A 22042-nucleotide genomic window follows, 5' to 3' on the forward strand; every position below is an offset into this window, starting at 1 on the left:
AAGTTGGGCGCGGCCAGTTAATCGAAAGTTGGCGTATCCCTGAACATTCGCTGGAAATACATCCCTGGCTTTCGAGTACTTTCTTGGAGATCTCCCAATTTTACAAAGCCCAAGCGCTCATAAGCCGCAATTGCTGCATAGTTGTCATGCCATACTCCGAGCCCTTGTCGATGCCAGCCACGCTGCTGAGCTACCGAGTCGACGTAACCAATCATTGCCTTCATTACGCCCTGGCCCCTGAATTCAGGTGCGACCCAGCAGCCGCCCAGCCAGATGGTTGCGCCAAAGTCTCCCTGTAGTTCTTCGACGGACATAATTGCGGAATCCTTATCATCTAAGACCGCAATTAGGTAAGTCAGGTGCGACATCCGCTCAAGCCACTGGTCTTGGCCAAATTCAACCACGACTTCATAACGTTCACCGTAGGCTTCAGGAGTATCCAAAAGTGAAGCCAAACGAATGTCTCGCAGGCGCTGCCAATCGCCAAGGGAAAGTTCATCAATCTTGAGGTCAAGATACATTGCCCGGCTCCAGGAAGATTACGACTCATTTGGTTGGTTAACTGACGCTAACCTATCGTAAATTTGTTGTCGCTTAACAATTTTTCTTGGAAATCGCAACACGGTCAGCGGACTAAAACAGGACGAATCTAATTGCAGCACCTAGCATGGAAACAGGTACTAAATTTTCCACTCGCTAGATTTCAATTCTCAAGTTTTGACCAGCTAGTTCGGGAGTAAGCAATGGCAGCAAAAGTTTTAGTGATTGGACTGACCGACATTGGTCGTCGCACATGTGCTGCTTTGGCTGATCGAAATGTTGAAGTCTTACATGTGGCAAATCCTTCAGATGCCCAACTTCGAGAGTTGCTTACTGATGACATTGCTGGAGTCGCAGTGATGCTGCATAACGACATTGAGGCACTTAGATATTCGCTTACCATTGAACACATAAAACCTAGTATCCGGCTATTCGTGGCGATTTTCGACCGAAGCGTTCGGCATGAGATGGAACGCTCAATACCAAACTGCACTATCGCATCTCCTGCCTACATCGCTGGGTCATCGATCATCGCATCAGCACTTCTCGACCACGATGCCATTCGACGCACAGGTCCAGCAGCGAACCTTAGTTGGGAGTCAGTGGATGTTGCCGAAGGATTGGTCACTGTTTCTAGATTTTCTATCCCGGCTAAGTGGCGTATGCAGAAGGTATCCGCGCTAATAAGTGGTCAATTACGCGCATACGATTTTGCATCTCGAGCACTCTTGATGGGACTGCTAGCTCTGCTGACGATGCTAATTTCCGATGCGTTAATACTGAGCAAAGATATGTCGATTGCTAAGGCTTTTTACTCTGCTGCTGCTGTAATTGCGGGAGTTACTGCTCCAGAAACCCCGCATGCTGGCTGGCAGTTTGTCCAATCAGGAAGTTTCATGTTGCTTACCATAATCTTTATTGCCATGTTTGGCGCTGGAGTTGTTAATCACATTCTCAATGGTCGCCGAGTAGGCATAGTTGGTCGCCGGGTAATCCCCCGGAAATATCACGTGGTAATCGTTGGTCTTGGCCAAGTCGGCATCCGCCTTTGCAAAGAACTGAAGCTCCTGCAAATTCCAGTTGTGGCAATAGAGCAAAACGAGAATGCACGAGGTGTACTGCTAGCCCGTGATCTTAATGTCCCGGTAATTATCGGCAATGCCAGTGACATTCGTACTCTGCAAAGGGCAAAAGTTGGCAGTGCTAAGGCATTACTTGCTATGGCCTCGCACGAAGAAGATAACATCTCGGTGGCAGTGGCTGCTCGGACCAAATTTCCCAAAACGGTAATCATTCTGCGCGCTGGCACTAATGACGCGATTGAAGAAACTCGCTCACTATTTTCCATCGGCCAAGTATCCGATGTTAACGGACTCACTGCCGCTTTTGTTGCACAATCTCTCTTGGATAAATCGCCGAACGTCATAATTCCAAAAGGGCCTACAGTTGCCGCAGTAACCACTGACTCCAAAGTGTTGCTGCAAGCGAACCCCGGTCGGTGTTTTTGCAATTAACCTTTATCGGTTATGAAAATAATTAGCGTGTTTGAGAATAGATTAAGAGATCAAGCAGGAAAAATCTTAATCTTGCAGCACTGCCGAGAGGTCTCCAATAGGTTTCTGGGTTGCCTTCAATACCTCTATGACTCTGGCTTGGTCACCAAGTAGCTCGTATCCAGTTACCAAGTTCAGTAGTGCCCGCTTAAATGTTGTAACGTTTTCTTGAGTTTTCAGGAGCAACCAAGCTTCGTCTAGGTGGTTCTTTGCACTTGATTCGTTTCCATTTTTGGCCAGTATTTTTCCTAGCTGAGTGTGTACATGAGCCGAGATGTCTACAGCAACGCCGCCCTGAGCCAGAATCTTGAAATAGATATCCGACGCAGCTGAGTAATCCCCCAGGCGTCCAAGTAGGTCGGCATAAACATTTTGTGCATATTGCATCATCACGAAATCAAAACTTGAACTTCTGGCCCTGATTAAGGATTCAATCTCTACTTGCGCGGCGACGAGCCGGGAGTCGCCATCTGGGGCGCAGTTAACCAGTATTTCCGAATATAGAATTTGTAAAACCAATGCGGGGACTGAATCCATTTCATCGGAAAACAAGGCTCTAGCCTCCTGGGCTAATCGCGTTGCTTGTTCATAGTCCCCGACTTCATAGGCCAGCGATGCACTAACCCAAAGCGCGCTTCCCCGACCTCTTCTGTCTTTAACTTTTGGCAATAACTCGTCAATTTCAACCAACAACTTATTTGCTGAGGCAGAATCTCCGAAGGAGAGCAGCCGGTCTGCAATAGCAGCAGTTACTTGGGTTAAAAGAAGGGGGTCAACGTGTAGGGTCTCTTTGAGTTCACGGCGAATCTGGCTTAGATAAATCGTTGCATCTAGTGCATAATTTAGCCGATCGGATAATCGGCAATAAAGCATTGCGGCGCGGCGTCCAATTTGCCAATCTTTTGTCCTGAGTGCATCTTCGAGTACACCTTTTATGACCATGTCAGAAGCGACAAAATTACCAAGTCCATAATCGAGTTCGGCTTGGATTATTCGCCCCTGAAGCGTCTGAAGTGAGTCGTTAGCTACTTCGGCTAACAGGGCTTGAGCTGCCGGAAAATCAGTCAGCGTCAAAAGCACATCGATCTGAGCTAAAAGAGCGCTCTGTTTTCCATCCAATTTTGGCAACTCCGGCTTGCACAGTTGCGAAACTGCTACGCCAAGGACTTGAGCTATGTGCGCCAAAGCCTTTTCCGAAGGCATTCGCTTGCCCTGCTCAATGAGCGATATGTATCCAGGGCTAATCAACTCACCGACGAAAGCTGCCTGCTTCAGACCTCTATCGATTCGTAACTGCCTAATTTGGGCACCCAATTCGACGGGAGAAATTTCTCCTAAAAATTCTTTGGGCACAACCTGATATTACGCCGATTGTTACTTTCTTACTGTATTCTCTATTTTTGTAAGATTTCTTACACAAAGTAAAATTAAGGAAAAACAATGAAACGAACATTCAGGGTTTTAATAGCACTTAGTTTGGCGCTTGCGCTCAGTGGCACCGGGGCATCGACAGTCAGTGCTGGTCCCAGAATCACACCTTTGAACGTTAACCTAAAGTGCTGCTAACGTGAGCGCCACTGATTTGGACGGATCAGCTGAATATATGCAGTTTCGAATCATTGATCCGTGTGGTCGGGTCATTGCCCAGCGCCGCTGTCCGCATTTCAGCGCCGCAATCGAGTGGCTTCAAACAGTGCAAAAGATTAGACACGATCCATTTTTGGAGGTACAGCGCCAAGTTGCAGACACCTGGATTTCACGGTCTAACCGAAAATTCCACCAATAGCCCACGAAGCTAGAAGTCGGTCGGAGCGGGCTTATTGCTTCGTAGTTAGGGAATTACTGTGAAAGTGACTGCCTGGGTCTTTACTGTGTAGGACGTCGTGTTGGTTGGCCTAAAGGTGACCGTTACTTTTAACTTGCCGGTTCTGGCTACGGTATTCAGAGCAGGTGAATATGTAAAAGTACCTGCAGTGTCTGAATAGGCATTCAGGATTGAGCTAGTTAATTTAGTGCCATTCTTAATGGTTAAAGTTGGATTCCATCTGATTGCACCGGTCGTATTAGTGCGTAAATAATTCGCGGTTTGGCTAGTTGCATTATTAATATGACTTGCCACTCCGCCTGCTAGCGTGACTGTGTCGTTGTAACTAACCCCACGAATCGTGTCGTTAATAATATCCTGGCGCTGTACGCTCAAAATCTGAGAGATACTTGCAGATAGCCCTAACGCGGGAGCAAGAGCAGCTACTTTCGCAACAGCAATCTGGTACATGCTCTTGCATTTATCGTCGGCATAGCATCTCTTGAAAAGGATGCCGATGGCGTCTGCATAATTACCCGTATTGCCGCCGAAAGTCTGATCGGTTCCCCACGGTAGCAGTTCAAAATATCCATCTTCATTGCTGTGTAGGTAGTAGTTATTTGGCGTCCACGAGCGCAAACTGGTGTAGCCATCCCAATGATCTAGATACTGTTCAACAGCCATCATGTTCACCATTGCCTGCACATTTAGCACGCTACGAACGGCATCAGAAGTCATCGTGTTGTTGTTAACTGCTGTTTCAAGGGCTTGAAGATCGGCCCGAGTAGTTTTATCTCCCTCGTCCACTTCGTAGGCAAGGTTAGTCCGACCAGTTGTGATGTCGGGGGGTCTGTCGGTCCATAGTGCCTCGTATAGGTGCTGGGTCTTTGGATAAGTCCAGGAAAGCGACACATCATCATATGGCTCTAGGGTCAGATAGAAGCCCCATAGCTTGTTATTTATGTAAACAGATGCATAACCAGCTCTGGGCGCTGGAATCCCCATAGCCCGAAATAATGTGTAACTTGCCCATTCACGGACAACACTGGGATCCTGCTTTAAGTTATTGAGAGTTAACCGGTTCAAGCCAGTTAAACGCTGACCCTGAACAGTCATATTGAATTTGATTTTAAACGAGCTCTTACTTGGATTGTCGATATTGCCAAACGGTTGATATGAACCGTAACCCTTTTTGAGTCTGATGCCTACTGCTAACGAGCTGATTGATTTGACTGTCGTCCCCGCAGCGTCTTTCGCAGTGATGGAAAACGTGCCTGGGCGATAGATGTCACCAGGATTGCCATTTTGAAAATCTGTCATAGTTGCTGAGGGCAGATTTAGGTCAATTCGTTTGGTGAGCATGGGATCAAAAACCCAAGCAGATGCATCAGGTTGCTGGCCAACAGCTGGTACTTTGTTTGCGGCGTAGGGAGTTGGCAGCGTTGCCGTCCAACCAAGTCGCGCCGTGGACATTCTGCCCCAAGTAAAGCCATTTGCTAGAGGTGGGATAGCGACTGAATCAATGATGTTATACGAGTAGCCCACGAGTTGAGCCAACTTAATGCTGTCATCGCCACAAGTGATGTCGAACTTAAATTCTGTTGTCTTAGTACCTCGAAATAATTTTAGGTACATCCGTGGACCAATTGTGGTACCACTTGCAAATCGGCGCACATGGTATGGGTCATCAAGGTTGCCGAGGTGATCGGCTAGCACCCAATCGCTGAGATCCACACGGACAGTGGAACTGGTGTTAAATAATTCGATAAATGCCGGCGTAGTACCCGAACACCTAACTTCGTTAATCACCACTGGAGAACTAGAAGAGGCTTGCACCATTGTTGGATTAGCTACCAGCGTGGAACCTACAAAAACCGTAATGGTGGCAATCGCGCTAATCGTTCGCCTTGAAAATTTACCCATGCTTATATTTTGTCCTTACCAAGCAGTTTTGGTTCAGACTAATGCACCCAATTTGGTAACAGATTCTTTACCGAGCCAAATTTCGGCCAAATTTTTGCAAAACCAGCGAAACGTAAGTCATGTCTGCCCACGAAAACCACGGACGAGTGAAATTCTTAGGATTTTCACAGGAGAATGACTCGTGCATATCGCCTGTGCCACCATCACCGAGCTCTAGCTGGAGCAGCGAACGCTCCTGTTCCTGTTCATCTTGCGAAGTTAGGCCAGCCATTGCAATTGCTAAGGGCCAAACCCAGTCCGTAGGTGTGTGTTCACTAGAAAGTCCGCTAAAGCCATTTTTATTTATCCAGAATTTGTGTTCTGAACTAAGGAGCCATTCGCGGGTGGCTAGGTAAGACTCATCAGAGTTGTCGCAATAACCTAAAATCGGCAAGGCGAGCAAACTCGGAATGTTTGGATCGTCCATGTAAAGCGAATTCCCCAGACCATCGACTTCGTAGGGGTAACGAGAATTCTCGGCTAGCGTCTGTGAGATTGCGCAAGAAATTTCCTGAGACAGGTTTTCCGACTTATTAGCAATCTCTGGCAAGCCCATCTCGTTTGCAATCTTGGCCAATCTACTTAGCGTGGCAGCGAGGTGAGCATTGGAGGGAATGTGATAACCATAAACACACCGATCATCACTGGGGCGAAACGCGCTCCAAACCATTCCAGTGAATCCAACTGGAGCTCCGTAGCCATCATGCGAAAGGTAGTCATGCAAAGGGGCGGCTCTGCGAATAAATCGATATGAATCTGGCTGATGATTTTGCTCAACCGCACATAAAGCCAGAATATGATGCGCTAGCTCCCAAAATGCTTGGTCCAAGTGTTCTTGCGAACCCGTGTGCTCATAGATAGAGATTGCTAACTCAAAAAATGTAGACCAAGAATCCAATTCGAACTTGCGCTCAAAGACCCATGGACTTTGGTCAGGAAAATCCTGGTGCCAACACTGCCCAGATGCACTTTCGTTGAAGGCATTGGCATATGGGTCAATGCCTAAGAACTTTGTCTGTAACCGACTGACGGAACCTAGGATTTCTATTAACTCTTCATCTGGATTCATTTTGAGCAACGGCAACATCTGCCAAGTTGAATCCCGGATCCACATCGCTGGAATATCCCCAGTAACGACGAAAATCGTTCCGTCATCTCTGCGTGTTAGCGTTTCTGCAAACAACCGGTCTACATATTTTCGCACTCGTACCAGTCGATGTTCGGGAACATGAGTAGCCAGCCCAGCTAAATGGTTTGCGATGCAAGGAGGTTGGCGCACCCTTAAAGTGTACGATGTTAACTCTTGTCACTGAATTGATTGAGAAATGCTTCAGTTACACTTTCGGTATGGATAATGTGCGAATCCTTGGTCATAGCGCCGTGCGCGCTGCCCTTCGAGATACCGAGACATACTCCTCGGATCTTCAAGGCGATGCCGATGTCAGAAACTACCGACAAATTCCGTTAGAGGTTGACCCTCCCCGACACCACTTGTACCGAAGTGCACTTGCGCCAATCTTTGTCCGACCAAAGATTCAGTCGCTTGAATCTAATTTTGCGCAACTGGCTCAGAAAATACTTGGCGACTTCAGCAAAAATGGCGGTGGCGATTTCATCGGTGAAGTTGCTCTTAAATATGTAATTGGTTGCCTCGGTGAGATTTACGACAGGCAGCAAGATGTGGCTGAATGGCTGAGTTGGGGACCTGATGTCTGGACTGCGGACAAGCATGGGCGTTCGGGTGAGAAATTACACTCCTATTTAGATCGCGTTTACGAAGAGGTTCAGAATACCGATACATCTGATGTTTGGAATTTTGTCGCAAATCTAGAAATAGGGGGGCAGAAAATTGGCTACGAAGAATTCAAAGGTATCGCTGGGGTGCTGTTGGCTGGTGGCCGCGATACAGTCGTAAAACTTTTGACGGGTTGTGCTTGGCACTTTGTCCGCAATCCACAAGACGGAAAAGCCATTTTGAGCGGCGAAGCTAGTTTAGAAAATGCCATCCAAGAAATCTTGCGGGTGTTTACTCCACTGCCCGCGATGCTCAGGGTCACTGAAGACCAAAAACATTTGTCGGACACTGAACGCGATCCAGCAAAGTTTATTGCGGTCGATTTTGCATCGGCGAATTATGATTCAGAAGTATTCGAGAATCCAGAACAGATAGATATTTACCGAAAACGGATTCCACATTTGTCTTTCGGATTCGGTCCGCACACTTGCATCGGCAGTCACATAGCTGAAACTGAAGCAAAGGTCCTATTGGGCCAAATTCTGCCAATCATAGAAACTTGGCATTTTGACCACGAACCAGAAATTGCCTGGCAAGAGGTTGGCACAACCAATTTCCCAGAGCGATTTTTAACTATGCAGATTTCGGTTAACTAAGTAGAGCTAACTAAGTAATTTCAGTTTCATCAACGAACTGTCTTGCATACAAGTCGGCATACAGCCCACCGCTGGCAAGTAGTTCATCATGAGTTCCTTGCTGCACGACTGTTCCATTCTCCACGACTAAAATCTGACTTGCTTGTCGAATTGTTGAGAGCCGATGGGCAATTACAATTGAAGTTCGTGCTGATAACGCCTTGGTTAGCGCCAACTGAACCGCGGCCTCATTCTCGCTATCAAGATGCGCTGTTGCCTCGTCAAGTACAACAACTGCTGGCGCTTTGAGTAGCAGACGTGCAATAGCCAACCGCTGTTTCTCGCCACCAGAGAGTCGGTATCCACGATCGCCAACTACGGTGTCCAGACCATCAGGAAGACTTCGAAGCATTTCAGCAATTTGAGCATCCTCACAGGCCTGCCAAAGTTCAGATTCAGTAGCGTCATTGCGGGCATAAAGCAGATTAGCCCTGATGGTGTCGTGATACATGTGTGCATCCTGGGAAACTACACCTACTACATCATGTAAGGATTGCTGGGATGCATCTCGCACATCAACGCCATTTACTTTGACTGTTCCTGAAATTGGATCATATAGCCGAGAAACTAGGGCGGTGATTGTCGTCTTGCCTGCGCCGGAAGGTCCCACCAGTGCCACTAATTCACCAGGACGCGCAGTAAATGAAATGTTGCTCAGCACCAATGCTTCGGAGGTACTTGTCTCGGGCCTAGCTACTCCCTCAAGGCTGGCCAAAGAAACTTCATGTGATGCAGGATATCTAAAACTCACGTCTGCGAATTCAACCGTAGCTGGTCCTTTGTCCAGTGCGGTTGCATCTGGCTTATCGCGAACCATGGGTTGCAAATCAAGTACTTCAAAGACGCGTTCAAATGAAACGAGTGAAGTCATGATGTCCACTCGAACATTCGCCAGCGCAGTAAGCGGACCATAGAGTCTGAAAATCAGCGCTACTAGAGTCAGTAGTGTGCCTAGGGTCATTGACTTGTTTATTACCGCGTAGCCACCCACACCGTAAACAGCCGCCGTAGCTAGTGAACCCACAAGTGCAAGTGCGGACATAAAAACACTATTGGCTACCGCGATCTTGATGCCCACATCTCGGACTTTCATTGCTTTGTCCGAAAACTGATTTGTCTCGGTTTTTGGATTGCCGAAAAACTTCATCAGCAACGCCCCGGAGACATTGAACCGCTCGGCCATCTGGGCACTAAGTTCAGAATTCATATTGGCTTGATCGCGGGTTAGCACCTGAAGTTGTCGACCAATAATCCGAGCAGGAATGATAAAAACAGGTAAGAGAAGTAAGGCGGCAACCGTGATTTGCCACGACAAAATTGCCATCGTACCGATAACTACGACCAGGCTAATCACATTCCCAACAACGCCACCAAGAGTTGAAGTGAAGGCGCGTTGGGCACCCATTACATCCGAATTCAGTCGAGAGATCAATGCGCCTGTTTGTGCCTTAGTAAAGAAAGCAATTGACTGACGCTGCACGTGGTCAAACACTTCGGTGCGAAGATTGAAAATCAAGCCTTCGCCAATATCGGCTTGGACCTTGCGGGAAAAAATTCCAAGTGCCAATTCAATGAGCGCTAACCCTGCAATAGCAAGCGCCATATACAGGACCGCACGCTTGTCCTGGGCAGGAATAGCGTGGTCAACGATTTGTCGAAAAAGTAACGGCTGGGCAATTACCAGCAATGAACTCACCACAAGTACACCAAGATAAATAGCGATACCCAGCTTGAATGGCTGTGAATAGCTAACGACCCGGCGAAGTGTGCCCTTGGCTAATTTCTGTTGTTTAACTGAAGAATCGGAGGTAAATGATCGATATGCCATCCATGGTCCACCTGCATGCATACTCATTTTTGTGAAAAGGCTCCTTCTAGCTATTAACGACATTAGACGAAATCGAAATTCGCAACAGATTAATTTCTTAATTAAAAATCTAATTAGTACTAATCGTCTAGCCGCTGTTACAGTTGTCTAACCGTATTTGTTGGTTCGTCTAACATTCTATGCAGATTGTCTAATCTTTATCTGAATCCAAGGCATCACTCCAGCGCGGTCACCTAATGTGACCTAAAGAAAGGTGAGTGATTCTCATGGTAACAATCCCCACAATCACCCGTGAATTAACTCCATTTGAGCACGCCGTGCTTAAGTTGGTATGCGACGGGTTAACAAACGCTGCGATAGCTCAAGAGATCCATCACAGCGAAAAAGTAATCGAAAATACGGTCAGCCGAGCAGCACAGGCATTTGTTATTGAGCAGCGTCAGCAGCACAACCTTCGTGTTCTGATTTCTCTGGCTTACCGTGCCCATTTTGGCGACACTGCGCTACGAAAACTAGAACCAGTTCAGCAGGAACAGGAACTTTTGGCTTCTGCCTAGTTTAAACGCTACTAAAAACGGCGATCGCCAGAAATCTGGAAGTCGCCGTTTTTAATTTGCGGAATTTCATCTCGCTTGCAAGGCCTACTGCACCTGATTGACTGTGAGAATGATAGATGGAACAGCAGGGCGCGTTGGCACCGTATCAGCCGGTACGGCTTGTAACTGAATTGATGTTTCTGGCGAAGACCAAACTAGTTCGTAATAATCACCAGGAGCAGTCACTGTTACATACCAGTTCCAGGCGGCAACTAGATGGCCAGAGTTGGCCACCAGGGTCAGTTTGGTATTGCTTTGCGAAACATTAACGCCGTTGTTGCGAAGCCAGATGTCAATATCTTCGGCCGTTCCGCCACTAGTTCTATCTAGCTGGGCTGAGAATTGCACGTTGTATATGCCTGGGTTAGCAAATGTTATTTGTGATCCAGCAACTACCGAAACACCATTGGAAATATCCGTTGTATTGAAAGTCATTAAGTTCGCTGTTGAGGCCACTGGGTTGGTCTGAGTGGTGGTATCAAAAAATGAACCGAGGTATCCAAAGCCACTGATGCCAGGTGGTCCACTCGGTCCTGGATCTCCCTGAGGTCCAGGTGGTCCACTCGGTCCTGGATCTCCTGGCAAGCCAGGCAAACCGGGCACACCAGCAATACCCTGCGGACCTGGCGATCCAGTCGGACCTGGTTCACCTTGAATGCCTTGAATTCCTGGTTCACCTTGTGGTCCAGCAGGACCTATCTCGCCTTGTAGTCCCTGAATGCCTGGTAAGCCTTGCTCACCTTGTGGTCCAGCAGGACCTATCTCGCCTTGCTCACCTTGTAGACCAGGCGAGCCAGTTGGACCTGGTGCTCCTTGTACTCCGGCAGTGCCTGAAGGTCCCGGCGAGCCACTTGGGCCAGGAGCGCCTGAAGGTCCGGGTTGTCCAGCAGGCCCACGTTTGCCAATTAGTCCACGCGGCCCGACTGAACCTGGCTCCCCCTGTACGCCATCGTTACCATCCAGTCCTGCTTGGCCATCGATGCCGTCAATTCCATCGGTTCCTGATATTCCAGGTTCACCTACCAGCGAATTAAGGAAGTCTTGCATTGAACCGTCATTACCCGCAGCTAGCCACAAGTCATACGCGCTAGCGCCTTCGCAAATCTGGTTATCTGATGCCGATTCGTTTTTGCTAAAGGCAACAGGCTTGGCTGCATTTGAGCTGCTCGGACACGCAGACTTGTCGCTTATTTTTTGATAGTCGTCAAGGGAGCAAAAGCGCAAAAGGAAATAGAGGGCGATCGCCAATCCGGCTAAGAGCAAACTGCTTATCGAAGTATTGCGTATGCCTCGATGGGTGTGATTTTTTACAGATTCAGTTGTTTTTTCTTCACTCATACCTTCAGTTCTAATTTCAAAACTGTGAAATTTTCATTTTTTATTCGTCAGCAGAGTGGTAACTCCGGCAGGAAACACTACATTTCGGCACTGCATGTTGCCAACAGGCTGTGCCTACCGACCTAAACTTGATTGTGGTTGCTAAGACTAGAACTCGTGAGCCAAGATTTGGAGAAAACTTGAGCATCGAACTAAATGGCGTAAATTTCATTTCGGAAAACGAACGGCACGGAAATCCGCGCAATCTATTTTGGCCGTGGTGCGCTGCCAATGTTTCCTTCCTTGCGATTTCATACGGATCTTTCTTTTTGGGATTTGGAATCACAATTTGGCAAGTTGTTGTTACGGCGGTGATCGGAACCGTTGGCGCATTTACCCTCGTGGCGGTCAGCTCGCTAGCTGGCAAGAAATCAAATGCTCCCACCATGATCTTGTCGCGCGCTTCTTTTGGGGTTAAAGGGAATTTGGTACCAGGTCTACTTTCCTATCTGACCTTTGTCGGTTGGGAGACGGTATTAGTTTCCCTGGCGACTTTGGCTACCGAAACAGTGTTTACTCGGCTAGGAGATATGTCGGCCAACTCTTCACGAATCTTAGGCTTCACAGTGGCCGCTAGCTTAACAATTTTCTGCGGAATCCTGGGCTTTGAAGTCATTATGCGGCTGCAGCGTTGGCTGACGATTGCCACATTGGTATTAACTCTCGGCTATTTCATTCTGATGTTTTCCAAGATTGACTGGAGTGCGCTAAGCAAACTACCTACAGGTAACTTGCAGTCCATGATTGGGGCAACTGTCTTGGCCATGACTGGCATCGGGTTGGGTTGGGTAAATTCAGCAGCAGACTATTCTCGGTACCTGCCCCGCAATTCCTCGAGTACTGGCGTAATTGGTTGGACCATATTCGGCTCATCGCTTGTGCCAATCTTGATGGTTATATTCGGAGCGCTTTTGGCAGGCAGTAGCTCAACGCTCAACGAGAGTATCGCTGGCGATCCGGTGGGAGCGCTCACTTCGGCACTACCCACGTGGTATTTGATTCCGTTTGCAATTGTTGCCGTACTAGGTCTAGTGGGCGGAGCAATTCTTGATCTGTATTCATCTGGATTGACCTTGGTTTCAATTGGACTGCCCGTAAAGCGACACCTAGCCGCCGCAATCGACGGAGGCATTATGGCATTAGGAACTATTTACTTTGTTTGGATTGCCAGCAGCTTTTTTGGCGCCTTCCAGGGATTTTTGATTACGTTAGGTGTGCCACTGGCTGCCTGGTCAGGAATTTTTGTCACCGATGTTGTCCTTCGGAAAAAGAACTACGCTGAGGCCGATTTGTTCAACCCTGAGGGAATCTACGGAAGTTGGAATTTGCGAAGCATTGGCGTGTTGTCAGTTGCCACTTTTTTGGGCTTTGGATTGGTGACCAATAGTTTTGCCGGGTGGCTCTCCTGGCAAGGTTACTTACTGGGACCTCTTGGTGGGAAGTCAGGCTCATGGGCCTCTACGAACATTGGCGTAATCATCGCGCTAATAGTTGGTGCTGGCGGGTATGCACTGACAAACCGCAGACAAATTGCACAACAAGAGGCCTGAGAAAGCACGCAAATCAATAGACTTGTCTCAGACAAAAGAATTTTGCTCTATTCAAGGCTAGGTGAATAATGCGTTTTACTGCCAAAATTTTTCTCTCAGTGATTGCTTTTGTTAGCATCCTTATGGCACTAGGCACTTATGCGGTAAATCAAAAACTTGGCTCAGCCCAGAACACAACAGCAACAGTTAACTCCATGTTGCAAAATGATGGAGTTGCTTTGGCGGTTGGAACTGCTGTGGTGGACCAGTTACTCAAGGATGCAAAACCTAAAGATGTGGCGGCGATTAATTCGCCTAGATCTGTGTTAAACAAAGCGGCGGCTAAAGCAGTGCAAAGGTACAGCGACCCAATTTCGGTTGCGGCTGGAAAAACCTACGATGCAGTTCTCAATAACGAATCCGCCCGAATCAACGTTCGGCCATTTTTAGTGGCTACCGCTCGGGCACTTCATGCTGTTGAACCGAAAATACCTGGCAAAATTGGTTCAGGTGATGCTGGAATTATTGTCATCAAGAAAGACACGTCTCGAAATCACCTAGCGATGGTCAAGGCGCTCACCAAGATTAAGCAATTGGTCAACATGTGGTGGCTATTCCTGCTGGTTGCCTTGGGGTTATTTATTGGCATTTCAGTCGTGGACAAGCGCAGTGGTGTTGGCGCTTGGCGCTGGCCAGGCTACATCCTTTTTGTAACTGGCGGACTTTGGCTTCTGCTCGCTTCAATCTTGCCCAAACTTGCAAGCCAGAAAGTGGCATTAGATAAACAAGATGTCTTCAACACCGCTACTGGCGCGCTGGATGGTGGACTCATGGCAGCAGCGACCGGGGCAATACTCGTGGGTGCAATTTTGATTGTTGTTTCGTTCGTTGTGCGAAATTAACCGGAAATCTGTTTAATCCATTGACTCTTTGAAGTAGGTTCAAACTATGACAGTACACATCGGCGCTAATCGTGGCGACGTAGCCGAAACAATTCTCTTACCCGGTGATCCCTTGCGCGCTCAATGGATAGCGCAAAATTTTCTCACTGATGCCAAGCAGTACAACACTGTTCGCAACATGTTCGGTTTTACTGGCAACTACCTGGGTCATCGCGTTTCTGTTCAAGGAACAGGGATGGGAGTTCCCTCGCTTTCGATCTATGTTCACGAACTCTTTAATGATTTTGATGTCCAAACCGCAATTCGAGTGGGCACTTGTGGCGGCATCGGGAGCTCCAAATTGCACGACATCATTATTGCGATGGCGGCCTCTACTGACTCCGGAATTAATCGCAGACTAACGGGCGGCTTGGACTTTGCGCCGATAGCTGACTTCGATTTGTTGGCAAATGCAGTTCAAGTAGCGAAGGCTAAAGGTCTTCCCTATCACGTAGGAGGCATTGCCACAATGGATCGGTTTTACGACAACTCGAACGCTGTTGATGTGCTTGAGAGTCTTGGGGTACTTGGCCTTGAAATGGAGACTAGCGGTCTCTACACCATTGCGGCCCAATTCAACCGCAGAGCACTAACTATCTGCACAGTCAGTGATGTAATTAGAACGCACGAGGCCACCACTGCACAAGAGCGTGAAACTACTTTTAGTTCAATGATTGAGTTGGCGTTGGAAGCAGCCTTTCAATAGCTGCTCCCCCGGTTGGACTCGAACCAACAACCTGCCGGTTAACAGCCGGCTGCTCTGCCAATTGAGCTACAGGGGATTGACCCGATAAATACTAACAGTGACCCCTAGTCTGATGCACATTTGGCTGGGAATCAGGGCACTGCTCTTAAATGCCTAAAGTAGAGCGAAGTGAAGATAAGGCTTCCTTTATGCGACTCTGACTCACACCTGAAGAAACTAGATCACCACCGGGAAGTGTTGTCCATTGAATGCCGCTGGCAGTGCGTCGCGCGATAAACCTGACTTTCCCGACCTCAGCAACATCAAGATAGCGGTCGATGACAATTATCGAAGTGACTCGATCTCGGACTGCAGTTGGCACCAAACCCGGGTCAGTAAGCTCGTAACTTACAGTTTTTGGTTCACCGTTGTGCAGGAAAATCACGTGCAGATCTGGCGCTTCCCAACGAGCCGATAGCGCATCTGACCAAAACCAATCTTGTAATTCTTGGTCAATCGATACCAGTAGACGCTGATCTGTGACTGTCAATATTCCGGTTCTATGTAGACCCCAAGCCAACAAAAACTCACCCTGAGCAAAATGGGATCGAATCTCTTTAGGCAGTGGCTGGGGGCGTTGAAATAATTTCACTACTGATCACCAACGGCAAATTCACGCATCGCTCGGCGATATTGTTCAAGTGCCAACAAGTCACCAAGTAATCGTTCTTGCTCCTTGGTGTCATCCTGCATTTCATTTCGCTGCAGTGCACCTTTAATTTCATCAATTCGCCGGCCAGCATCCATTTCGAGAACTCTAGCTAAGATAGCCTGCACGTAGCGCTCATCAGGTTGATCAACCGGCATCGGCTCAACAGCAAGGGAACGGACATGATTGGCAGTCTCATCATCTGCAACTTCTAAAACAGCTTGAACCCATTTAGTGGCATCTGGAAAGTCCAGCGGATTTCCCGCCTGCACACAAGCGGAGTAAACAGAGGCGGCAGCCGGCACGGTAAACACCGACTCCTCGAGCGAACCGAACCACTCACCTACCAGAGCTGGTGCTTGAAGCACACACTTGAGTGCCGCTCGTTCAATCGCACCAACATTTGCACTGGCTGGGCTGCTGGCTATAGACGCACTAATCGCAGCTACCGGCTGTCTAGAACTGGCTGATTTTCCGCCACCAACTTCTTTACGGATTGTGGCTTCATCAATAGATAACCAGCCGGCAACCATTCGAATGTACTCTGGTCGTATCGCTGAGTCTTTTATGCTAGCCAAGATTGGCGCTACTGCTCGCATCGCTAACACTCGACCTTCAGGCCCTTGTAGGTCATAGTCATTAATGGTTGCCCGCATTACGAATTCAAACAATGGAACTCGGGCGGCGATCAATTCCTTAACGGCCACAGCTCCACCCTTAAGTCGCAAGTCGCAAGGATCAAGGCCGTGTGGCTCAACAGCAACATATGTTGAGGCAACAAAATGCTGGTCTTCATTGAATGCCTTGAGTGCGGCCTTACGGCCTGCTTCGTCACCATCAAAAGTAAATACGATTTGGGCTTGGGCGACATCATCGTCAAGCAGAATTCGTCGCAGAATTCGCACATGATCGGTGCCGAATGCAGTGCCGCAGGTTGCCACGGCGGTGGTGATTCCAGCCAAATGACACGCCATCACATCGGTGTAGCCTTCAACAACAACAGCCTGATGAGTTTTGGCCATCTCGCGCCGAGCAAGATCTAGACCATAAAGAACCTGCGACTTTCGATAAATCGGAGTCTCAGGTGTATTCAGATATTTGGGACCTTGGTCAGACTCTGAAAGTTTGCGGGCACCAAAGCCAATCGGGTCACCACCTGCATCTCGAATCGGCCACATTAACCGATCGCGAAACCGATCGTAGGCCCCGCGCTGTCCAGCAACAGCCAAACCTGCAGTAACCATTTCTTCTTGGCTAAAGCCCTTTTGTCGCAGCAAATTGGTCAGCCCGTCCCACCCAGCTGGTGAATAGCCAACTGCAAATGTCGCCCAAGAATCTTGGTCAAAACCGCGCTGGGTCAAAAATTCGCGGGCATGGGCAGCATCAGCACCTAGCAACTGGTGCTGATAGTAAGTCATAGCTATGCGATGCGCCTCTAGTAATCTGATGCGCTGTCCGTGCTGGGTTGCACTTTGATTAGCGCCCTCTTCATAGCGCAAAGCAATGTTGTATTTGTCGGCTAGGCGTTCAACGGCCTCAGTGAAACTCAGGGCATCAATCTTGCGAACATAAGTGATTACATCCCCACCTTCCCCGCAGGAAAAGCAGTGATACAAGCCTTTACTGGGAGTGACATGGAATGATGCCGTGCGCTCATCGTGAAAAGGACAGAGTCCTTTGAAGCTTCCTCCGCCGGCTGGCTTAAGCGTTACAGTTTCGCGAACCACTTCATCAATTTGGGCACGTTCGCGAACGATGTTTACATCCTCTTCACGAATTCGACCGGCCATAAGTCAATGCTACGCGCACAACGTTGTGTGCCACTGCTGGGCGCTGACATCAGTTAGCGAGGCCACTTGATCAATAATGCACCGAGATTTTGCTACGTCGGATTCGGCAGTTAGCCAGAGGTCACGATGTATTGAATCTAACCGAGCGATGGGATCATCTGAGATTGCCGAGACCAGATCAGCGATCTGCTGGCGTTGGTGGGCATAAATTGCATCGATTCCGGAACGACTCATGACAAATCTGGCTGCCAGCGCTTTAAGGGCTGTTACTTCATATCGAGCAGCCTCGGGAACTATCAAGTCAGCGCCGTACCGAGTCAAATTTCCTGAACCAAATTTATCCCGAGTGGCAATCGCTGCCGCTTTACAGAACCGGCCAACCAGTGTGCTTGTGGTATTTTTCAATGCTGCCATTGATCTGGTTGTGCCATCAAAAGTTTGTGGCCAACATGGCAGCCCGTGCAATCTTTTCAGAGCATCATCTAAACCGGCAGCCGAGAAATGCTCGCCATACCAACTGCGAGCGATTTCGATAACTTCGCTTCGGCCAGTTTCTGAAGCCAGAATGCCTACGGTCAAATGTCCCCCATGAATTGCGTCTTCTACATCATGAACGCTGTATGAAACATCATCTGACCAGTCCATAACTTGAGCTTCAAAGCAAGTCATAGTGTCAGTGCGACCATCGCGCATCCAATTAAATGCATCGAGATCCTCGTCGTACACGCCAAACTTATTTGACTCTGGTTTACGAATCCATGGATATTTGGAAGCCGCATCTAAAGTAGCTCGGGTTAAATTAAGGCCGATGCTTTTGCCGGGACGAATATTTTTATCATCAGAGATCGACTTAGGTTCTAGCCTGGTTAGTAATCTGAACGACTGAGCATTTCCTTCAAACCCCCCAATTTTGCTAGCAAGTTCATTGAGGGCCGTCTCACCATTATGTCCAAAGGGTGGGTGGCCTAAATCGTGAGACAAACAAGCTGCGTCAACTAAATCAGGGTTGCAGCCAAGGGAGGCTCCGAGTTCTCTGCCAACCTGAGCACACTCTAGCGAGTGGGTTAAGCGCGTGCGGGGAAAATCAGCCTGCCCCGCGACCATAACCTGTGTTTTGACGCCAAGGCGACGAAGTGCTGAAGAGTGCATTACACGCGCGCGATCGCGGGCAAATTCGGTGCGATCTACACCTTTGTTGGGCTCAATGACCCAACGCTGAACATCAGCATCTGTATATCCTTCTGGAATATTCACGATATCTACCATGCCATACCGCTACGTCATCCACCGCTGACGTTGAGTTCAGCAGCGCGAACTTGCGCCTGGTCAAGGACTGAAAGGTGTTGTGAATTCAGCCAACCATCAGGGAGGGCAACTCGCCGATTCGGGGTTGTCCGCCCGCGTGGCGAGTGGGCGATTTCAGTTCCTAACTGTTGGTTGCCATCAATAGTGGCAAGTAGGTCATCTAATTCGGAAAGTGACTCAATTAACGCTAGAGCACCTCTGACTTCACTGCCAACGATTAAACCTTTGAGATACCAGGCCATATGTTTGCGCATTTCTCGGCACCCATAGAATTCATCACCGTGCATTGCTACTAGCAATTCGGCGTGCCTGCGCAAAAGTCCAACGATCACCTCGGCCGTTGGTTCGGGTGGAACTGGCAGTTGCGCAAAAGCCGAACGAATTTGACCAAATAGCCAAGGTCGGCCAAGACAGCCGCGCCCAACTACTACTCCACGGGCTCCGGTTTGGTTCAGCATATTTTCTGCATCCGCAGCGCTCCAAATATCACCGTTACCCAGCACCGGAGTGTTTGGCAAGTGTTCGACTAACTGGGCGATTGCCTGCCAGTTTGCTGTACCGCCGTAGTACTGCGCGGCCGTCCGACCATGCAGTGCGACCCAAAAAACGCCAGCTTCAGCCGCTATTCGACCAGCATCTAAAAAGGTTTCATGTTCGTCATCAATACCGATGCGCATTTTTACCGTAACTGGAACTTTTCCTCTTGCATACTTCACGGCAGCTTGAACGATGTCTGTAAATAGATCTCGCTTCCAGGGCAATGCGCTGCCGCCACCTTTTCGAGTCACTTTCGGAACCGGGCAACCGAAATTCAAATCAATGTGATCTGCCAAATCTTGATCAACAACCATGGCAACTGCGCGGCCAACTATGTCTGGGTCTACACCGTAAAGTTGAATGCTTCGTGGCGACTCATCTGAATCAAAAGTAATTAAATCTAAAGTTTCTTGGTTGCCCATCAAGAGGGCAATCGAGGTGGTCATTTCGGCAACATAAATGGTGCCATCCTGGTCAGTCTGACCTGCAGCCAACCGAATGTCGCGTGATGCTTCGCGACATACCCGCCTAAAAGCGCGGTTGGTAATTCCGGCCATTGGCGCTAGTTCGATAACTGGCTCACCAGCCAACAAGTCCGCAAACATCAGCAACCGGGCAGACGAGCCGCTAACCATCCTTGAAGCGAATCAAGAGAAATCCGAGTCTGCTGCATTGAATCCCGCTCACGAACTGTTACTGCATTGTCTTCAAGGGTGTCGAAGTCAACGGTGATGCAAAACGGGGTTCCGATTTCATCTTGGCGACGGTACCTGCGACCAATTGCGCCTGCGTCATCAAATTCAATGTTCCAGAATTTGCGCAGTTCGGTTGCCAGATCGCGCGCCTTCGGGCTCAAATCAGCATTCCGAGAAAGTGGCAGAACCGCAGCCTTTACTGGAGCCAAACGCGGGTCAAATCGCATCACAACGCGAGTATCTACACCCCCTTTAGTATTTGGTGCCTGGTCTTCGTCATAAGCCTCGAGCATGAATGCCAAAACTGCTCGGGTAAGTCCAGCTGCCGGCTCAATCACGAATGGTATGTACTTCTCGCCTGTTTCCTGATCAAAGAAAGATAAATCTTTACCCGAATGCTCCATGTGAGTCTTCAGATCAAAATCCGTGCGATTCGCAATGCCTTCTAGTTCAGCAAATTCACTGCCACCAAACTGGAACCGATACTCGATATCCACGGTGCGCTTTGAGTAGTGCGAAAGCTTTTCTTTTGGATGCTCGAAATAACGCAGGTTATCTGCAGATAGCCCAAGGTCTAAATACCAATTCCACCGCTGGGCCAACCAATACTCGTGCCACTCTTCATCGGTGCCTGGTGGTACGAAGAATTCCATTTCCATCTGCTCGAATTCTCGAGTGCGGAAAATAAAGTTGCCTGGCGTAATTTCATTGCGGAAGGATTTTCCTGTTTGACCGATTCCAAACGGTGGCTTCTTACGTGCCGAAGCTGCAACATTGGCATAGTTCACAAATATGCCTTGCGCAGTCTCTGGACGAAGATAGTGAGTTGAATTCTCATCAATCACTGGACCTAAGTGGGTCGAAAGTAAACCATTAAACATTTTGGGCTCAGTGAACTGTCCTTTTGCACCACAATTTGGACAAGGTACTCCAGCTAGCCCACCTTCTGGCTCTCTGCCCTTTCGTTCAACGAATTCTTCGATTAAGTGATCCTCACGGAAACGTTTGTGGCAAGAAACGCATTCAGTCAATGGATCCACGAAAGCTTCTAGATGACCAGAGGCGGCCCAGACTTGTGGGGCCAAGATTACCGATGAATCGATACCGACTACGTCTTCCCGAGCCTGCACCATTGCCCGCCACCATTGACGACGGACATTCTCCTTTAGTTCAACACCTAGGGGGCCATAATCCCAAGCAGAACGGGTTCCACCATAAATTTCACTACACGGAAAAACAAATCCGCGACGTTTGGATAGATTTACAACTGCATCTACGCGATCCATGAACTCTCATCATTCATTCGTGTCGCCGACTGGTTGCCGGCGCCCGGACTTTCTATTCTAGCGGGCTTGCCTAAATTAACTTTGGTGCACGCTACTGGGGTATTCAATCGAGCTGTCTTTAGAGCGCTCGAGCAATGTTTCAAAAGTGCTTGGCAGATCAAGCATGGGTGCAATAAACGGCCAGACCACCAGTTTGGCTGGCGTTGCCGAGAGTGCTCGGCGATATGAACCAACATCTTGCCAGGTGGATTGCACCAGATATCTATTCGGCTCGTCTGGACTATGTAGTAGTTGCAATGAGACAAAGCCGATTGAACTGGAAAGGACTTCAATTACTTTTTCGAGTTGCGAGCGCCACTGGGAATATTCCGAAACATCAAAGGACCAGTGCGAGCAAAACGGCTGACTTTCCATGTAATTAGTCAACCAGAGTTGTGCAAAGTTACCAATTCAGAGAAATACAAAACTTCCACTA

At 48.5% G+C, this 22042-nt stretch carries 20 protein-coding genes, 1 tRNA gene and 1 pseudogene; 9 read left to right on the forward strand and 13 right to left on the reverse strand.

What is annotated here, in order from left to right; translation table 11 throughout:
• Positions 1–17: 17 nt before the first annotated feature.
• Entirely contained in the window at positions 18–521 is a 504-nt protein-coding gene (locus tag EBS36_00095) for a GNAT family N-acetyltransferase (GenBank protein NBU31565.1), read from the reverse strand.
• Between the two features lie 222 nt (positions 522–743).
• Between EBS36_00095 and EBS36_00100 the strand changes: the two genes are divergently transcribed.
• On the forward strand, positions 744–2054 hold the full coding sequence (locus EBS36_00100) for a portal protein (GenBank protein NBU31566.1): 1311 nt from the start codon (positions 744–746) through the stop codon (positions 2052–2054).
• Positions 2055–2120: 66 nt separating this feature from the next.
• On the opposite strand, the gene EBS36_00105 is transcribed toward EBS36_00100, so the two are convergent.
• Complete coding sequence (locus tag EBS36_00105) at positions 2121–3446, reverse strand: XRE family transcriptional regulator (protein ID NBU31567.1); 1326 nt, start codon at positions 3444–3446, stop codon at positions 2121–2123.
• Positions 3447–3660: 214 nt separating this feature from the next.
• Here EBS36_00105 and EBS36_00110 point away from each other — a divergent pair, with 214 nt between their 5' ends.
• Complete coding sequence (locus EBS36_00110; protein NBU31568.1) at positions 3661–3879, forward strand: hypothetical protein; 219 nt, start codon at positions 3661–3663, stop codon at positions 3877–3879.
• A 45-nt stretch (positions 3880–3924) separates the two neighbouring features.
• Here the strand turns inward: EBS36_00110 and EBS36_00115 are convergent, their stop codons facing one another.
• Both EBS36_00115 and EBS36_00120 read right to left on the reverse strand, forming a co-directional pair.
• On the reverse strand, positions 3925–5820 hold the full coding sequence (locus EBS36_00115; GenBank protein NBU31569.1) for a hypothetical protein: 1896 nt from the start codon (positions 5818–5820) through the stop codon (positions 3925–3927).
• A gap of 67 nt (positions 5821–5887) precedes the next feature.
• Positions 5888–7042, reverse strand: coding sequence for a metal-independent alpha-mannosidase (locus EBS36_00120; protein NBU31570.1), 1155 nt, complete (start codon positions 7040–7042; stop codon positions 5888–5890).
• A 110-nt stretch (positions 7043–7152) separates the two neighbouring features.
• Between EBS36_00120 and EBS36_00125 the strand changes: the two genes are divergently transcribed.
• The gene (locus tag EBS36_00125; GenBank protein NBU31571.1) at positions 7153–8250 is read left to right on the forward strand and encodes a cytochrome P450; all 1098 of its coding nucleotides are present in this window, start codon (positions 7153–7155) and stop codon (positions 8248–8250) included.
• Positions 8251–8260: 10 nt separating this feature from the next.
• Here the strand turns inward: EBS36_00125 and EBS36_00130 are convergent, their stop codons facing one another.
• Positions 8261–10144 carry an ABC transporter ATP-binding protein gene (locus EBS36_00130; protein ID NBU31572.1) on the reverse strand — a complete coding sequence of 628 codons (1884 nt, stop codon included), beginning with the start codon at positions 10142–10144 and terminating at the stop codon, positions 8261–8263.
• 239 nt (positions 10145–10383) lie between these two features.
• On the opposite strand from EBS36_00130, the gene EBS36_00135 reads away from it, so the two are divergent.
• On the forward strand, positions 10384–10674 hold the full coding sequence (locus tag EBS36_00135; GenBank protein ID NBU31573.1) for a chemotaxis protein CheY: 291 nt from the start codon (positions 10384–10386) through the stop codon (positions 10672–10674).
• Positions 10675–10758: 84 nt separating this feature from the next.
• Here EBS36_00135 and EBS36_00140 read toward each other — a convergent pair whose 3' ends face one another.
• On the reverse strand, positions 10759–11148 hold the full coding sequence (locus EBS36_00140) for a hypothetical protein (GenBank protein ID NBU31574.1): 390 nt from the start codon (positions 11146–11148) through the stop codon (positions 10759–10761).
• 82 nt (positions 11149–11230) lie between these two features.
• Here EBS36_00140 and EBS36_00145 point away from each other — a divergent pair.
• The 5 genes and pseudogenes from EBS36_00145 to deoD all read left to right on the forward strand — a co-directional run bounded on the left by EBS36_00145 (position 11231) and on the right by deoD (position 15266).
• A pseudogene (locus EBS36_00145) lies at positions 11231–11314 on the forward strand (chitin-binding protein).
• 225 nt (positions 11315–11539) lie between these two features.
• A complete protein-coding gene (locus tag EBS36_00150) occupies positions 11540–11911 on the forward strand; it encodes a hypothetical protein (protein NBU31575.1) in 372 nt (123 codons plus the stop codon).
• Between the two features lie 319 nt (positions 11912–12230).
• Entirely contained in the window at positions 12231–13640 is a 1410-nt protein-coding gene (locus tag EBS36_00155; protein NBU31576.1) for an allantoin permease, read from the forward strand.
• A gap of 68 nt (positions 13641–13708) precedes the next feature.
• Positions 13709–14521, forward strand: coding sequence for a hypothetical protein (locus EBS36_00160; protein ID NBU31577.1), 813 nt, complete (start codon positions 13709–13711; stop codon positions 14519–14521).
• Between the two features lie 46 nt (positions 14522–14567).
• Positions 14568–15266: a purine-nucleoside phosphorylase gene (gene deoD / locus EBS36_00165; protein ID NBU31578.1), complete on the forward strand. Its 699-nt coding sequence runs from the start codon at positions 14568–14570 to the stop codon at positions 15264–15266.
• Between the two features lie 3 nt (positions 15267–15269).
• Here the strand turns inward: deoD and EBS36_00170 are convergent.
• From EBS36_00170 to EBS36_00200, 7 genes are all read right to left on the reverse strand, one after another.
• A tRNA-Asn gene (locus EBS36_00170) sits at positions 15270–15342 on the reverse strand.
• Between the two features lie 69 nt (positions 15343–15411).
• Positions 15412–15897 carry a hypothetical protein gene (locus EBS36_00175; GenBank protein ID NBU31579.1) on the reverse strand — a complete coding sequence of 162 codons (486 nt, stop codon included), beginning with the start codon at positions 15895–15897 and terminating at the stop codon, positions 15412–15414.
• Positions 15897–17744, reverse strand: a complete 1848-nt coding sequence (locus EBS36_00180; GenBank protein NBU31580.1) for a DNA primase — start codon at positions 17742–17744, stop codon at positions 15897–15899. Before EBS36_00180 ends, EBS36_00175 begins: the two co-directional genes overlap by 1 nt.
• 9 nt (positions 17745–17753) lie before the next feature.
• Positions 17754–19010: a deoxyguanosinetriphosphate triphosphohydrolase gene (locus EBS36_00185; protein ID NBU31581.1), complete on the reverse strand. Its 1257-nt coding sequence runs from the start codon at positions 19008–19010 to the stop codon at positions 17754–17756.
• A gap of 14 nt (positions 19011–19024) precedes the next feature.
• A complete protein-coding gene (gene dusB / locus EBS36_00190; GenBank protein ID NBU31582.1) occupies positions 19025–20221 on the reverse strand; it encodes a tRNA dihydrouridine synthase DusB in 1197 nt (398 codons plus the stop codon).
• Positions 20191–21567 carry a glycine--tRNA ligase gene (locus EBS36_00195; protein ID NBU31583.1) on the reverse strand — a complete coding sequence of 459 codons (1377 nt, stop codon included), beginning with the start codon at positions 21565–21567 and terminating at the stop codon, positions 20191–20193. The genes dusB and EBS36_00195 overlap by 31 nt, the downstream gene beginning before the upstream one ends.
• Positions 21568–21642: 75 nt before the next feature.
• Positions 21643–21981 carry a hypothetical protein gene (locus tag EBS36_00200; protein NBU31584.1) on the reverse strand — a complete coding sequence of 113 codons (339 nt, stop codon included), beginning with the start codon at positions 21979–21981 and terminating at the stop codon, positions 21643–21645.
• Between the last annotated feature and the right edge of the window lie 61 nt (positions 21982–22042).

Source organism: Actinomycetota bacterium, from assembly GCA_009923495.1.
Lineage (GTDB): Bacteria > Actinomycetota > Actinomycetes > S36-B12 > UBA5976 > UBA5976.

Coding starts and splice junctions, on each gene's coding strand:
- EBS36_00095 (NBU31565.1), bottom strand. CDS start 521: ATGTATCTTGACCTCAAGATTGATGAACTTTCCCTTGGCGATTGGCAG.
- EBS36_00100 (NBU31566.1), top strand. CDS start 744: ATGGCAGCAAAAGTTTTAGTGATTGGACTGACCGACATTGGTCGTCGC.
- EBS36_00115 (NBU31569.1), bottom strand. CDS start 5,820: ATGGGTAAATTTTCAAGGCGAACGATTAGCGCGATTGCCACCATTACG.
- EBS36_00125 (NBU31571.1), top strand. CDS start 7,153: ATGTTAACTCTTGTCACTGAATTGATTGAGAAATGCTTCAGTTACACT.
- EBS36_00130 (NBU31572.1), bottom strand. CDS start 10,144: ATGAGTATGCATGCAGGTGGACCATGGATGGCATATCGATCATTTACC.
- EBS36_00135 (NBU31573.1), top strand. CDS start 10,384: ATGGTAACAATCCCCACAATCACCCGTGAATTAACTCCATTTGAGCAC.
- EBS36_00140 (NBU31574.1), bottom strand. CDS start 11,148: ATGACTTTCAATACAACGGATATTTCCAATGGTGTTTCGGTAGTTGCT.
- EBS36_00160 (NBU31577.1), top strand. CDS start 13,709: ATGCGTTTTACTGCCAAAATTTTTCTCTCAGTGATTGCTTTTGTTAGC.
- deoD (NBU31578.1), top strand. CDS start 14,568: ATGACAGTACACATCGGCGCTAATCGTGGCGACGTAGCCGAAACAATT.
- EBS36_00180 (NBU31580.1), bottom strand. CDS start 17,744: ATGGCCGGTCGAATTCGTGAAGAGGATGTAAACATCGTTCGCGAACGT.
- EBS36_00185 (NBU31581.1), bottom strand. CDS start 19,010: ATGGTAGATATCGTGAATATTCCAGAAGGATATACAGATGCTGATGTT.
- dusB (NBU31582.1), bottom strand. CDS start 20,221: ATGGTTAGCGGCTCGTCTGCCCGGTTGCTGATGTTTGCGGACTTGTTG.
- EBS36_00195 (NBU31583.1), bottom strand. CDS start 21,567: ATGGATCGCGTAGATGCAGTTGTAAATCTATCCAAACGTCGCGGATTT.
- EBS36_00200 (NBU31584.1), bottom strand. CDS start 21,981: ATGGAAAGTCAGCCGTTTTGCTCGCACTGGTCCTTTGATGTTTCGGAA.